Below are 13,335 nucleotides of genomic sequence, written 5' to 3' on the forward strand. Positions count from 1 at the left end.
GGTGAGATTGCCATGAAAATCCGTCAGCGCCGTAATGGTGAATGGTGCATGGAGCACAACGGCGTGGAAGCGCCGTACGACGTCGAGAAAGAGAGAGGCGAAGCGTTTTCCGTTTACGACCTCGACGACGAGGATCGCGAAAAGCCGATTGCCTTTCATGTCGATCAGGACACAGCGGAAGCGCTTACCCGCGCTCACTTCAAGACGATCGCGGGCAAGCTTGGGCTTCGGGGAGATTGAACATGATTATGCCCGGCAATTCGCGCGAGGTGGTTGTCAAAGCCCTTGAGGGCCTGACTTCCGCGCCGCACACGCTCGCAAGCAAGGTCATCAACGATCTTGACGACGCTGGTTTCCGCGTCGTCCAGTACGAGGAATTATTCGGCATAGTCCGCGATTTGCTGGATATGGTCGATGCGAATGCCAGTATGCACCCGTCTGTCATTCGAGCGAAGGCGCTTATTGAAATCTTAGCACCATAGATGGGGAGACAATTCCATGTGCGGTCGTTTCACGCAAACTTACACGTGGGCCGAAATCTATGCGATGTATAACCTCACGGCGACCACGCCCCAGAATATACAGCCTCGATATAACATCGCCCCGACGACGCAAGTCGGCGTTATCACGCAAGCTGGCAAGCACCTGGCCTATTCAGAAATGCGCTGGTGGCTTGTGCCGTCGTGGTGGTCGAAGGATTTGAAAAGCGTCCCAACAACGTTCAATGCGAGGTCGGAAGATATTGCAAGCAAGCCAATGTTCCGGACGGCCCTGAAAAGCACGCGCTGTTTGATACCAGCATCGGGCTTTTTCGAATGGTCGGGACCGAAAGAAGCACGCTTGCCGTGGTTTATCTCCGCCAAGGATGGGCGACCGTTGACGTTTGCCGGACTACACGACCGCTGGAAGGATCGCGAAACCGGCGAGGAAGTAACAAGCTGCACAATAATCACGTGCGATGCGAACCCGTTCATGCAGAAAATTCACACCCGCATGCCCGTCATTTTGCAGGAAAGCGACTGGCGCGCTTGGCTCGCCGAGCCGCGCGTCGATCTATTGAAGCCTGCGAATGACGACAACTTGCAGGCTTGGCGCGTTTCCACGAACGTCAATTCGAGCCGCTATCAGGGCGAAGACACTATGCAGCCCATCGAGACGGGCGGCCTACTGGACGGCTAATTTCGACGCCCTACCTTCCATCTTCAATGAGGGAGCCGTCGATATGCCATTTCATTTGAATTCCGTGCCCGGTCCAAAACATGAGGGTAAATATCCTGACCGCAACATCGATTGTCAGGAAGCTGTCGCGGGGGCTGTTGTCGATATCATCGAACAAGCGGAAAAGGCTGGTTGGACGGCCGTAGAGGCCGCCCGAGCGATCAACGATGTTTCGCGGGGATTGTTCGTCGGCATTCAGGGAAAAGACCCGAACGAATAGCCTCACCTGCCACGTCTAAGCCAGTTCGGGAAATTGGCTTCCGTTAGACCGTCTGGCAATGTGCAGCCCGTCAGCTTGATTTGTTCCGCTATAAGCTGCTGTTCGGACGAGGCCCATTTGATGCCTAAAGCTCGTGCTTCTTCAAATGGGTTTTGTGCGCTCTCTCTTTCGAACGTGATTAAATCAATAAACAAATTCATTTTGCGCACCACGGTTCACGTTTGCCACGCCACGGGCGGGCAAGTTCTTCCTCTATTAAGATCGACCCGACGTCAACGCCTTCGACGTAGGCCGTCGCCAGTGTGCGGCCGTAGCGATCCTTGATGCGGCCGGACTTCGGGTCGCCCCGTTCCATTTCAAAACCCGGTGATGCAAGCAATTCCTGCAACCGGCGCTTGGCGACGCGCCCGAGGCGTCGCTCGGCATCGCATTTCGCGTTGCGGGTTTCCGGTGCATCGATATTCGCAATGCGGACGTGCTCACCATCAATGACGAATGTGTCGCCGTCCAATGCCTGCGGCGCGCTGGTCATGACGGCCGCCGCAAGAAGAACCTCAATCATAATTACCCCCGTTTAGTATCCTCTCGCCGACTTCGACAGTGGAGCGGCAACCGCCCCGGCACCCGAATTACTCGGGAAGTCGAACATGAGCCGAACCCGCCTTGATCCGCAGGACGGGCACTTCATGCGATCCTGCAAAAAGGTTAGGGGCATGTCCCTACCGCGCGTGCAGACGAGCGTTTGCACATCAAGTTCCGCGCTAAACAAGCATTCGCGAACCGACTTCATTGCGTCTCTTTTGCCCCACGCGCACCGCAGTCTAATGCGGACGCTGTGCGTGTAGGCGTCTCCTAATGTCTCAATCTGCATGAGAACATCATGAGAACAAAATTTGGAAAACGTCAATTAGCGGCGAGTTCACGAAACGAAACAAGCGGCGGAATAACGCAGGTTTTCCCCGCTGTTCAATTGTCGATTAAGCGGTCGGTGACGGCGAACCCGACGAGCGCTTTGTAAGCAGAAAGCGCCGAAATGCCCCATAAGACAGCGTGCACATACCAAGGCCAGACTTCGGACCCGAGCCAATAATTCAGCCCAACGCACACGAATGCCCCGAATATACCGGCAGCGACTGCAAGCTTTTCAGATTTCTTCAATTGCCCTCTCCCGCTTCAAAGTCGGGAGAAGGCTAAATCGTAAACAAGGCGCGTTCAATCGATTATTCGGACACGCGAGGAGTTGCGGCTTTGGGTTCCAAAAACGGCTTCCCATCGTCCCAACGCACATTCATGTGCGAGGCACGAAACAATTCCAAACTTGATGACCGGCTATGATCCACTTTCCACAAATAGCGTGACCGGAATAGACTTAAGTCATTTCGCGCTTGCGTTCTGCTTAGTTCGAACTTTTGTTCGAGATGCCAAGTGCTGACCCTCCCGAATAACCGCAAACTCTCGTCGATCCATTCCATGCGCTTTTTGAAGAACCAATTGGTCATTGCGTGACGCCCCGGACGTTGAAGTTCTAATAGGCGGATAGATTTCACCGCCGTCAATTTCCTATAGCCCTACTTGGCCGAGCCTAGCTAAAGCCTTTTGACAAGCCTCGTGCAATGTAGCACCTGCGCCGACTATTTCGCGGGAATTCGCTCGGCGCAAAGCCTCAAAAGCGATTTCTATTTGAGACATTGCTCGCCTCCTGATTGTTCGGTGGGATCGTCTTCCGCCCACATTTGTCCGATTGTTGTGATGGATAGACCGGCGATCATTTGCGGCGTTAAGCGGCACCCGGTATTTCTCTCGTGCGCCCGACGCATCCGATTGAGTGCCTTGTTGGCTTCGGCAAGGTTGCTCAATCCGCGCCCTCCGAAGCTGGTGCAGCGCGGGGCGGAGCCGACAAGATGCGCTCTAACTCAAATCGAAGCCGATTGCGGACGTAAGGCTCTTCCCATCCGTTATGATTGACCTGCGATTTGACGCCGGTGAGGAGTTGATCAAGCTGCCAATCCTCCAACGACAGCGCACGCGCAGCGGATAGCTCCTGTCCGCCGAAATCCTTGAGAGCGAAATCACGTTCCGCGCCCTTGTTGTGATCGTAGGCCCGCAAGAGCCATTGCGGTTCCGGGTGCCATTCTGTCGAACCAAACCAAGGCCGGATAGGCGTAATTGTTCGCTCCGAAGTTTCCCCGCGATAGTTCGTATAGAAAACCGTGGCAGGTGTGGCCCCTTTCATTGAACTACAGAGCGCACTCTCCGGGCCGGAATAAACCAAGCGCATGCCGGACCCGCCTCTTATTTCTGCGACTGCATTGCTAATGCGTGTCAGCAATTCCGCGCAATTCATCTGCCCAAGGATGCTATCAATTCTTTGCTCGTGCTCGTCGGAAGGAAGTTGCGGCCCGCCATGCCCGATATCGTCACGAATGATTTGCTCGATAGTCTTCATACTCTTGCCTCCGGCTGTCTGATTGGAGCGCGATAGCCCTTCACTTTCGCGCGGCCGTTGAACACGTAACCAAAGCCAGCACCGCCGGGGATGCTCCAACCTTGGCGGCGCAAATACGCGATATCCCGATAGATCGTCCGGGGCGTGACCTGCAAAAGCGATGCAAGGCTGTCCGAGGTGTGACGGCGGCCGTCTTCAATGGCGCGAATGAGCTTCAAAAGGCGTTCGGTTCTATTCATTGTCGGCATCCTTTTGGCTGTCTTTGATTGCCTTCAACGCGGCAACGTCTTCCAACGAAACGCGGGGAATTGCTCGGTAGGCGCGCTCCGCTTTAGCGTGAGCGGCGCGAAGCCCTTCGCATGCGATAAGGTATTCGCCCCAAGCCCTTTCGGCTGCCGGTGTGGAAGGCATCAATTCGTTGATATTGGCTTCCCGGCGAGCCACTTTCGTCGAATGCGCGCGTTGTGCAGCGACGGCGACGATATGTTTTTCAACAGGTTCGGCATCGCGCCCGTAAAAGCTCTTTTCGAGCTTTGTCTTAACAAAATCCACGATCAGCGAAGGCGTAAGAACAGGCATGCTGTTGACGCCGCCTTTCGACATTTCAAAGACGTCGACCGCCGATTGCTTGCGCATGTCGAGATACATTTTGTCGATGCGGCTCTTCACTTTCAGCAAGCTCGCACTTGCAAAGTTGACGTCCAAACAATGCCATTCGTCGGAGTTTTCGCCATAAGCGATCGTGTGGCCCCGGTATTCCGTCTTGATATGGGACATTCAACGTCCTCCTAAAAATGGAACGTTTCGCTATCGAGCAAGTCGGCGCGCGTAAGGCCGTCGGTCCCGGCTATCGGGGCGTCGATAGAGACGTTCTTGAAGTGGTCGAACTGGCGGTTGTAGGCGGTCACTGCCGCTTTGACGGCTTCATTCAGCTTATTGAACTCGACCCTGTTCTTGAGGGCCATTTCCATAACCGCCGCGATCACATCCATCTTTGCCGATGGGTCGAGATATCCGGGGACCATCGGACGGATAAGCGCTCGCAATTCGTTTGGCTTCTCCCGCGCCATCTTCAAAGACTTGTTGCGGTAGTATCGGCGCATTCTTATTGCCCGCTCGTTTTTGTTTGTGTATATTCCGGTGCGCGCTCTACTTTCGCGGCGAAGCTGCCTCGCCCTTTCGAGTAGTACGGGATCGCCCCTTATTTTATCCTGCTTTCGCTTGTCTATTTCCTTAGCCTTTTTCGGGTTTTTCTTGCGCCATTGGCGGACATACTCGCGTTTATATTCGCGGTACTTCTCCCGGTTTTCTTCGCGCCATTTACGCTTGTATTCGCGTATTTCGTTCTTGAGCCGCTCAACCTCGTCGAGCGCTTCTTCCGTGTCCATCTGGAGGATGCGATCAAAGTCCGCTCTCTTCATCCATTTCGGGCACTTCATCTTGGCCTTCGACAGCTTAAAGGACATTACTTCCCCTCCGCTTTCTCGATAGCCGCGCGCAACTGCGCGACGGCTTTTTTGACCACACCCCGTGTGAACACAGGGCTTTCAAGCGCATCCTCGACAAACGGCAAAGCCAGATAGACGGCATCGAGCAATTCAGGAGCGGCCGCGCCGAGCGCCGCGTCTTCCGGCCGCTGAAATACCGCTACCAGTTCGCGGCCGCGCCCCTCGTCGGCCGCCCTAAAATTCGCGAAAACGCGAACTCTTTCCGAAGCCTGCACTTCGTCGCGCACTTCCTTCGTCCACCGCCGCGTTGTGGCCGTGGATAGAAGTTTGCCTTGTGACCAAGGGCCAGGTGTTGCTTTGCCCGTAGTCATAGAACTGCCCTCACTGGCAGATTGTCGATACGGGCAAATCCATCGATGTATTGAAGAACTCGGCCGTTGCGCAAGAAGATCGCAAACTCGTCCCGGTTATCGGACCAGCGAAAGCCCTCAACATGCGGATGGCCGCAAGCCGCGATTGCCGCCTCGTCCGCATGCATCAAGGCCAACCGGGAAAAAGCTTGATCGGGCGTTTCGTGGTTGTTGAGCTCGTCGGACAAAAGGCGGCGGACGGCTTCGACTTCCGTGTCGATGCCCGTTGCGGCCATGTAGTTGAGCAAGCGGGCGTGAAGGTCGAGCGGCAGGTTATAAACGCGCCGGATCGTCGGGCCTTTGGCCCTGAAATGTTCTATGGCTGTAATTGCGAGTTCGCACATGATGCCAAGCTCCGATTAGACATAGCTTCGCCGTGGCGCTGAAACGCGCGCTCGATCGACAGGAAGCAAAAGGGATTAGGGTGCGGGTGCCGAGCCGCTATTCGGCCGGCGTGTAAAGTTGGTGCTGCCAGCTTTCTTGCCAGAAGGCGACCACCTCGCCGCCCATTAGGACGCCGACGCGAATATCAAGGCGAGTACCGAAGGAATGAGCATAGCAATTCCCCGGCTCAAAGTTCCGGATCGCAACCGGAGCGACTTCAAGCACCACATGCGGAATGCCTTTGTGGTCATAGATCGACGTCGGCTTCGGGGTGACAATATCGCCGACGGTGAACGGGCACCGCGCTTGATAAGCGGTGCTCGCCTCGCGGAGCGTTTCAATTTGGGCTTCCGGCAGTGGGCGCTTAAGCGCTTCTCGGCGCTGGTTTACCCCCGGCAACTCTACTTCAAAAATCTGCATGATAATGCCTCGTGTGGTGGTTAAGCATTCGGGAAACCGACTTATTCCCAACGCCGGGAAAAAGTCGGAAACCGGAAGGCTTAGGCGTCAATCTTCATCTTGTTTTCAGGATCGATTACGGCCTTGTTCCACATATAGCGGGCGTCTTGCGGGTCATCCTGCGCCCAATCTTCCCAAGTGTCCCACTCGGCGCTAACGCGATATACGTTGAGAATTTCTTGCAAGGACATGTGATCCCAAAGGCTTTCGGTCTGGCAATCGCACCAGTTCATAAGTGCGGCGGTTTCCTCGCGCGACATATCTGCGGCGTATTCAACCTTGACGGCACAAAGGTGCAAAAGCTTAGGGTGGACTTTTATCGTTTTCATTTCGGGTGTCTCCCAACTCGCTCGTTTCGTCGCCTACTCGTCGACCAGCGCCCTTAAGCTCTCCAAGAGGTTTTCGACTTCGCTGTAAACATTCTCGCAATTGTCGATATCCTCCAAGGCGGCCTCGCCCTTCTCGCTGTCCTGCCAACGCTCCGACTTGTTTTCGTACTCGTCGCGCATTTCATCGACGGCAGCGCTAAAAGTTTCGGTGCGCTTCTCAAGCTCTGCGATGAATGACTTAATTTGCTTTTTCATTTTGGCTTGCATGTCGAAGATCCTCGTTGTTGAGCATTTGAGAAACCCGCCCCTGACTGGAGGGAAAGAGACGGGAAACTGAAAGGCTCAAAGCCCATCGAATGCATCTAATTCGGCTAGGATTTCATCGATCGTCATTAGCGGGGTGTCTTCGATTATGATCCCGTGTTTGGCGAGGAAGGCTATTTCGCCTTCGCGTTCCCGCTCGATCATTCGGACGTTATGTTCCCGCCAAGCCCGTTCTGTCTCGGTCCTTGCGTCACTGACCCGGGCGCGTTCGTGTGACAAGCGAAGCTCGATAGCTTCGAGGTGGTTTGTGCTCACTTCTGATACTGTCGGCATGGTTTTCTATCTAACTGGCTTGGCTATAAAATCGCTGTCTGTGGTTATGGTTTGACAGATTTTATCTAACTTCGCAACAGCAAAGTTAGATTTTTTCTTACTTTTTTATCAGGCAAATCACCTGCTGCTAATGGCGACTGGTAAGTCGTTGATAAGTAAGGGGCTGCCGGACACATGCGCCTTGCAGCCGGACAAAATGCGCATTCAACCGGACAGAAACGGCAGGAATGCCGGACACTCCATTGTCCGGCGCGTCAGTTACCCTTTTAAATTCATAACGTTAACACCGTGTCCGGCAGAATGAGCCTGAAAAGCTACCGGACACGCATGCCGGACAAAATTATTTTCACATGTCCGTCTGAGTACGAAGTGGTTGAAAAGACTACAACTTAATACGAACCATTCTTGTCCGGTACGAAACAGTACGATCTGTTACGGATTTTTTCTATTGACGAGTGAGACAAAATCGCTCTTTCTCTCGCGTTAAGACGATGGGGTCGCACGCGGATCGTAGAGCACTGACGAGAGCGAGGCGACGGGAGACGACAAGTCTCCCGGAGAGACGAGCGATCTAGTATTGTTATTCTGATCCATCGTTAAAATAGAAAATCTTTAATTTTAAATCCGCATGCGAGCGCGCGTTATGCCTTGTCGGCAACGCGCGTTTTTTCATGCCGGGTTTTGATCGGGTGAAAATATGGCAGGCATCGTCATCACCACGGACGGCGTATTCAAACGATACGGCAAGGCGCTGGAAGCAATCGGCGAACGTGATGCAAAACGTGTATTCGCCCGAGCACTCAATCGCGGTGGCGACCAAGCCCGCACGCAAGTCAAGCGTTCGCTGGTCGCTCAAACCGGGATCAAGTACGGCCTGATTAACAAGGCCGTCAAAACCATTCGAGCGCACCCGAACAAGCTCGAATACAAATTGGAAGCGGAAGGCGGGGAAACAAACCTCAACCTGTTCAATGCCCGACAAGGCAAGAAAGGTGTGAGCGCTGCCCCATGGAAAAAGCGCCGAGTTTTCAAGTCGACCTTTATCGTCCCCGCGTATGACGGCAGGGTGTTCAAGCGTGAAGGCAAAGGGCGCGGACCGCTCGAACCGCTGTTCGGTCCCAACATCGCCCGAGAGGTCGTCAAAGACCCGACTGCCGAGAAGTGGCGCATGGTCAGTGGGTTCGTCATGACCCGCGTCGAGCATGAACTCATGCGCCTTTTCAAGCTCTCCTAACCCCGATCAGTCGAAAGCCTCAAATTTGACCGTACACGCGCGTTCTTTCGCGATGGTCAAATCGGTATCGGCAGGGCGGCCGTGCGTGTGGGTGACCGCCTCCGAGGCGAGGCACCCCCACCCCTTTAGGGACCGTACCCTACCCCCAAGGCATGCGGTGCCGCCGCAGCCCCGAATTTGAGCGTTTTTCAGCTATCGAAAATCGCGGTTTGCTTTGCACCCGAAGGAACATTCGCAATGGCGAAAAAACCGACCGTCACCCCTCCGGCGACGCGCGTCTTTGCTTTGACTGGCGATGAAGTGATTTCCGCCAGTGGAGCGGCTTCCCTCTTGGGAGTTACGACGCAATGGCTCCGGCAGTTGGCGGCGAATGGCTATGTCCCGACTGCGGTCAAAGGCAAGTACCCGCTCGTCGAAGTGGTGCAAGGCTACGTCCGCTCTCTCAAAGACGAGGAGCGGCGCTCAACAAAATCGGCAGCGGACAACGGCTTGAAAGCAGCGCGACAGCGCGAAGTTGAACTCCGCATCGCCAAAGAGGAAGGCCGTCTCGTCGAAATGGACGACGTCGAGGCCGTTTCATCCAGCATTTTAGCAACGCTCCGGGCCGAACTGGCAGGGCTTCCCGCGTCGGTGACGCGTGATGTGAAGCTCCGGGATGAGATTGAGAAGGGTCTAAATGGCGCGTTTGCTCGATCACAAAACAAGTTCCGGGAGGCAAGCGAGGCTCTACGATCTGGCCGCGATCCTTTGGGAACCGACAGAGAAGACGACGCCTGACAAATGGGGCGCTGATAACCGGGTCTATCCTCCAACTTCCGGCAAGCCGGGTGAGCGCGACCCATTTCTTACGCCTTATGCCGTGCCGTTCACGCGAGGTTTCGACGACCATCGCTATACGCGCAACGTCCTCGTAACAGGTGCGCAAAGCGGAAAGACCGAAAGCATTCTCGACGTCATCGGCTACCGCTGCGACACGCGGCCGGTACCGATCCTTTACGTCGGGCCGAGCAAAGACTTTCTGACTGACCAGTTCGAACCGCGCCTCATGGGCCTTTTCGACGAAGCTCCGAAGCTCAAGGCGAAACTGTCGCGCGGCAAACGGATGAAGAAAACCTTGAAGCGGGTCGCGGGCGTGACTGTCCGCCTCGCTCACGCCGGTTCTTCAACCGCCCTCAAGTCCGATCCTGCCGGTCTGGCTCTCGTCGACGAGTACGACGAAATGCTCGCGAACATCAAAGGCCAGGGCGATCCCCTCGGCCTCGTCGAGGCTCGCGGCATTACCTACGCCGATTTCATGACCGGCATCACGTCCACGCCCTCCCAAGGAATGGTTGAAACGGAAATGGACGAGGAAACCGGCCTTGAATTCTGGAAGGTCGCGCCGCCGGATGACGTCGCGTCGCCAATCTGGAAACTTTGGCAAGAGGGCACGCGCCATCATTGGTCTTGGCGTTGCCCCCATTGCCGGGAATGGTTCGTTCCACGTTTCAAATGCCTGTCGTGGCCGAAGACGGCGACCCCGGCGCAAGCTCGCCGCGAAGCCTTTCTCGAATGTCCGCGCAACGGATGCGTGATCGAAGAAAGCGACAAGGCCGAAATGAACGCGACCGGCGTGTTTGTCGCGCCGGGCCAGACGGTTGACGAGGACGGCAACGTTTTCGGCGATCCGCCCGACACGACAACGCTTTCGTTTTGGGTTTCTGGTCTTGCGTCGCCGTTCGTTTCCTTCGGGGAGCGCGCCGAAGCATATTTGAAGGCGCTCGCCTCGGGCGATAGTTCCAAAGTTCAGACCGCAGTTAACGCGGGTTTCGGCGAGGTATTCACACCGGGCGGCGGCGATGTGCCGGAATGGGAAGAAGTTGCGAGGCTCAAGGCCCCGTATCTTCCCCGGACATTGCCGGATCAAACCATTTTCTTGACGGCCGGTGTCGACGTCCAGAAAAACCGCCTGCCGTTCGTCATTCGAGCTTGGGGGCCGCGCGCGACCTCTTGGCTTGTCGATAGCGGCGACCTTTGGGGCGAAACTTCGCAGCAAGACGTTTGGGACGATCTTGCCGAACTCCTAACGCAGCCGATCGACGGCCTGCCGATAAGGCTCGCATTCGTCGACAGCGGCTTCCGGCCCGGCAAGAAATTCGCCGTGCCGGAACATCGCGTCTATGAGTTTGCAAGGCGGTTCCCACGTTTCGTCTTCCCGACAAAGGGACGGCGCACACAGTCAAAGCCGATCATTCAGTCGAAAATCGAGGTCAAACCGGACGGCAAGTCGGCAAAGTACGGCTTGACGCTGCACCTCCTCGATACGGACCATTGGAAAAGTTGGGTGCATGAGCGGCTTCGCTATCCTCATTTAACCGAGGAAGGCAGGCCCGCACTAGGTGCGTGGTATCTCCACTCCAAAACCACGGACGACTATTGCCAGCAAATTGTAAGTGAAGCTCGAACAACTTCGCCCTCCGGCACGCCGGTTTGGGTGCAGCGATCGCGCGAAAACCACTTGCTTGACTGCGAGGCACTGGCCGCCGCCGCCGGTTACCAACTCAATGCGCACCGCCTCGGCCCGAATGCTCGACGACGTGACGACGACGATCGAGCGGAACCGCAAATTGCGGTTCCCGATGCAAATGGACAGCCGCAAGAGACGAAAGGGTCGAAGTTCGACCGTATCGCTTCAATCGCGGCTCGATTTAACGGGTTGTGATGATGAACGCACAAACGAAACCGCGCATTCGCGTCGGCACGGACGGGACCATTATGGGTGCTGTTCCGCAGACGTCACCACAGCATTCGGCCGAGTATTTTCGCTCCCCGGGAAGCGGTGGCGCTGCGGCATTGTTCGCTTGGCGTCCTGCACTTCGGGATGCTCGGGACGACGTCGCGAAATCTTATCTTGAGGCTGCGGCTCGGGCGATTGATGCCCTTCATAACTCCGGCTGGATTGCCGGAGCGATTGAGCAGGCCGTCGCAAGCACGATCGGAACGGGGCTACGACTGTCGCCTCGGCCCGATCGCATCGCGCTCGGTTGGGATGAAAATCAAGCCAACGAGTGGACGAGTATCGTCGAACGCCGCTGGATTTTGTGGAGCGAAAACCCCGTCGAGTGCGACGCCGCAGGCAAGCACACTATGGGCGAGCTTACGGCAATGGAGCTTAAGACGTGGTACGCTTATGGCGAAGCGACGGGATTGCTCCCGTCCATTCGTCGAAGCATTTCGCAGTCCCGAACAAAGGTTCAATTGGTTCTTCCACACCGATTGGTGCAGGACACAGAACCGTTGTCCAAACTCTATCAGGGCGTAAAAACGGACGACTTCGGCTTTCCGCTCTCATATCGCTTCATGCGCGACGGGGTGTTTCGGCACACCGTCGATATTGCCGCGCGCGATGGGGCGGGGCGACCGCAGGTTTTTCATATCTACCAAGGCGCGCCGGGACAAATTCGCGGCATAACTCCCTTTGCCCCGATCCTTCGCGTCCTTCGCCAGTATGACCAGCTTGCGGACGCCACGCTCACCGCGGCGCTGATCCAGTCTATTTTTGCCGCGACTGTCGAGAGTGAGGCTCCCACGGACGCACTCTTGCAGGCATTGCAAGACCCGACGGAGCAAGCCGCCTCTGGTAGCAGCCAGGCCGAAACTTTATTCGGTTTCAAACAAGCTTGGTACAATCAGACGAAAATCGACCTCGGGGTCGGCGGGCGTATCGCTCACCTGTTCCCGGGCGAAAGTCTCAAAATGAACCGTTCGGAGCACCCGAACGACACATACGAGGCTTTCACCAAGTTTCTACTGCGGGAAATTGCGGCTTGCCTCGGCATGACCGTGGAAACTCTCACGGGAGATTACACCGGGGCGACATACTCGTCGGTGCGCATGTCCACGGCGGAAAAATGGCCCATCACGCTTTCGCGGCGGGCAAATATCTGCGGCCGTTTCTTACAGCATGTCTATGAGGCATGGCTTGAGGAAGAAATTGAACGAGGAACAATCCCCTTCCCCGGTGGACCGCGCGCATTTCGCGCGCAACGGGCCGAAGCCTGTTCCGCAGACTGGCGCGGGCCACCCAAGCCACAAGCTGACGACCTCAAATCGGCCAAGGCGCACGAGATTTACAAGCGCATGGGCGTCGCCTCCGACGAAATGATTTGCAACGACCTCGGGGTCGATTGGGAAGACGTTTACGATCAACGGGCGCGCGAAGACGCCAAGCGCAAGGTGCTTAAACTCCCTGACGGCGATACCATGACGCCCGATCCGCTCGGCGACAAACTCGTAACTGAGGACGAAAAATAATGGTCGAAAAAATCGGACCTGTCGCCATTGATTGGGATGATCCTTGCGCGAGAGCAAAAGCACTTCGGCAAGCCTATTTCGACAGGCTTGCCGGAGGCACCGCCCAACGGGTGCGCTTCCGGCACGGCGATAACGAACAGGAGGTTCAAACTTCTGTTCTGCAAGGCAACCTCGCGTTGCTGCGGCAAGAAATGCAAAGGGCGGAGGATGAATGCCGCGAGCTTAACGGCCTTCGACCTTTGAACCGTCGTTTCGCAATCGTCGGCGGCTCTCGCCGCCGTTAAATCACAAGGAAAA

Annotated in this window: 21 protein-coding genes; 9 read left to right on the plus strand and 12 right to left on the minus strand. The window is 56.0% G+C overall.

Features of this window, described 5'->3' with window-relative positions:
- Window positions 1-12 precede the first annotated feature (12 nt).
- Genes FGI60_RS11765 through FGI60_RS11780 form a run of 4 tightly spaced genes read left to right on the plus strand, consistent with a single transcriptional unit; the run spans window position 13 to window position 1,438 of the window.
- Window positions 13-240, plus strand: coding sequence for a hypothetical protein (locus tag FGI60_RS11765; RefSeq protein WP_006471876.1), 228 nt, complete (start codon window positions 13-15; stop codon window positions 238-240).
- Between the two features lie 2 nt (window positions 241-242).
- The gene (locus FGI60_RS11770; protein ID WP_138785325.1) at window positions 243-482 is read left to right on the plus strand and encodes a hypothetical protein; all 240 of its coding nucleotides are present in this window, start codon (window positions 243-245) and stop codon (window positions 480-482) included.
- Window positions 483-498: 16 nt separating this feature from the next.
- Complete coding sequence (locus tag FGI60_RS11775; protein WP_138785326.1) at window positions 499-1,179, plus strand: SOS response-associated peptidase; 681 nt, start codon at window positions 499-501, stop codon at window positions 1,177-1,179.
- A gap of 43 nt (window positions 1,180-1,222) precedes the next feature.
- Window positions 1,223-1,438: a hypothetical protein gene (locus FGI60_RS11780; RefSeq protein ID WP_138785327.1), complete on the plus strand. Its 216-nt coding sequence runs from the start codon at window positions 1,223-1,225 to the stop codon at window positions 1,436-1,438.
- A gap of 2 nt (window positions 1,439-1,440) precedes the next feature.
- Here the strand turns inward: FGI60_RS11780 and FGI60_RS11785 are convergent, their stop codons facing one another.
- The 12 genes from FGI60_RS11785 to FGI60_RS11845 all read right to left on the minus strand — a co-directional run bounded on the left by FGI60_RS11785 (window position 1,441) and on the right by FGI60_RS11845 (window position 7,181).
- Window positions 1,441-1,638: a hypothetical protein gene (locus FGI60_RS11785; protein ID WP_138785328.1), complete on the minus strand. Its 198-nt coding sequence runs from the start codon at window positions 1,636-1,638 to the stop codon at window positions 1,441-1,443.
- Entirely contained in the window at window positions 1,635-2,000 is a 366-nt protein-coding gene (locus FGI60_RS11790) for a thermonuclease family protein (protein WP_138785329.1), read from the minus strand. The genes FGI60_RS11785 and FGI60_RS11790 overlap by 4 nt, the downstream gene beginning before the upstream one ends.
- Before the next feature lie 404 nt (window positions 2,001-2,404).
- Window positions 2,405-2,596, minus strand: a complete 192-nt coding sequence (locus FGI60_RS11800; RefSeq protein WP_138785331.1) for a hypothetical protein — start codon at window positions 2,594-2,596, stop codon at window positions 2,405-2,407.
- 694 nt (window positions 2,597-3,290) lie between these two features.
- Window positions 3,291-3,884: a hypothetical protein gene (locus FGI60_RS26415; RefSeq protein ID WP_210238438.1), complete on the minus strand. Its 594-nt coding sequence runs from the start codon at window positions 3,882-3,884 to the stop codon at window positions 3,291-3,293.
- A complete protein-coding gene (locus tag FGI60_RS11810; protein ID WP_171058755.1) occupies window positions 3,881-4,123 on the minus strand; it encodes an HTH domain-containing protein in 243 nt (80 codons plus the stop codon). Before FGI60_RS11810 ends, FGI60_RS26415 begins: the two co-directional genes overlap by 4 nt.
- Entirely contained in the window at window positions 4,116-4,661 is a 546-nt protein-coding gene (locus FGI60_RS11815; protein ID WP_138785333.1) for a hypothetical protein, read from the minus strand. Before FGI60_RS11815 ends, FGI60_RS11810 begins: the two co-directional genes overlap by 8 nt.
- A gap of 11 nt (window positions 4,662-4,672) precedes the next feature.
- Window positions 4,673-5,350, minus strand: coding sequence for a hypothetical protein (locus FGI60_RS11820; RefSeq protein WP_138785334.1), 678 nt, complete (start codon window positions 5,348-5,350; stop codon window positions 4,673-4,675).
- Complete coding sequence (locus FGI60_RS11825; protein WP_138785335.1) at window positions 5,350-5,619, minus strand: hypothetical protein; 270 nt, start codon at window positions 5,617-5,619, stop codon at window positions 5,350-5,352. Before FGI60_RS11825 ends, FGI60_RS11820 begins: the two co-directional genes overlap by 1 nt.
- An 80-nt stretch (window positions 5,620-5,699) precedes the next feature.
- Window positions 5,700-6,086 (minus strand): hypothetical protein, encoded by a 387-nt coding sequence (locus tag FGI60_RS11830; protein WP_138785336.1) that lies wholly within the window; start codon window positions 6,084-6,086, stop codon window positions 5,700-5,702.
- Between the two features lie 97 nt (window positions 6,087-6,183).
- Window positions 6,184-6,546, minus strand: a complete 363-nt coding sequence (locus FGI60_RS11835; protein ID WP_138785337.1) for a hypothetical protein — start codon at window positions 6,544-6,546, stop codon at window positions 6,184-6,186.
- Between the two features lie 80 nt (window positions 6,547-6,626).
- Window positions 6,627-6,914 carry a hypothetical protein gene (locus tag FGI60_RS11840; protein WP_138785338.1) on the minus strand — a complete coding sequence of 96 codons (288 nt, stop codon included), beginning with the start codon at window positions 6,912-6,914 and terminating at the stop codon, window positions 6,627-6,629.
- Window positions 6,915-6,947: 33 nt separating this feature from the next.
- Window positions 6,948-7,181 carry a hypothetical protein gene (locus FGI60_RS11845; protein ID WP_138785339.1) on the minus strand — a complete coding sequence of 78 codons (234 nt, stop codon included), beginning with the start codon at window positions 7,179-7,181 and terminating at the stop codon, window positions 6,948-6,950.
- Window positions 7,182-8,208: 1,027 nt separating this feature from the next.
- Here FGI60_RS11845 and FGI60_RS11850 point away from each other — a divergent pair.
- The 5 genes from FGI60_RS11850 (at window position 8,209) to FGI60_RS11870 (ending at window position 13,322) form a co-directional block, all read left to right on the plus strand.
- On the plus strand, window positions 8,209-8,745 hold the full coding sequence (locus FGI60_RS11850) for a phage tail protein (RefSeq protein WP_138785340.1): 537 nt from the start codon (window positions 8,209-8,211) through the stop codon (window positions 8,743-8,745).
- A 237-nt stretch (window positions 8,746-8,982) separates the two neighbouring features.
- On the plus strand, window positions 8,983-9,522 hold the full coding sequence (locus FGI60_RS11855) for a hypothetical protein (protein WP_138785341.1): 540 nt from the start codon (window positions 8,983-8,985) through the stop codon (window positions 9,520-9,522).
- Entirely contained in the window at window positions 9,422-11,446 is a 2,025-nt protein-coding gene (locus tag FGI60_RS11860) for a terminase gpA endonuclease subunit (RefSeq protein ID WP_138785342.1), read from the plus strand. The genes FGI60_RS11855 and FGI60_RS11860 overlap by 101 nt, the downstream gene beginning before the upstream one ends.
- Complete coding sequence (locus FGI60_RS11865; RefSeq protein ID WP_235889794.1) at window positions 11,446-13,038, plus strand: phage portal protein; 1,593 nt, start codon at window positions 11,446-11,448, stop codon at window positions 13,036-13,038. The genes FGI60_RS11860 and FGI60_RS11865 overlap by 1 nt, the downstream gene beginning before the upstream one ends.
- Window positions 13,038-13,322 carry a hypothetical protein gene (locus tag FGI60_RS11870; protein WP_138785343.1) on the plus strand — a complete coding sequence of 95 codons (285 nt, stop codon included), beginning with the start codon at window positions 13,038-13,040 and terminating at the stop codon, window positions 13,320-13,322. Before FGI60_RS11865 ends, FGI60_RS11870 begins: the two co-directional genes overlap by 1 nt.
- The last annotated feature ends 13 nt before the right edge of the window (window positions 13,323-13,335 follow it).

The organism is Brucella haematophila, from assembly GCF_005938105.1.
Taxonomy (GTDB): domain Bacteria; phylum Pseudomonadota; class Alphaproteobacteria; order Rhizobiales; family Rhizobiaceae; genus Brucella; species Brucella haematophila.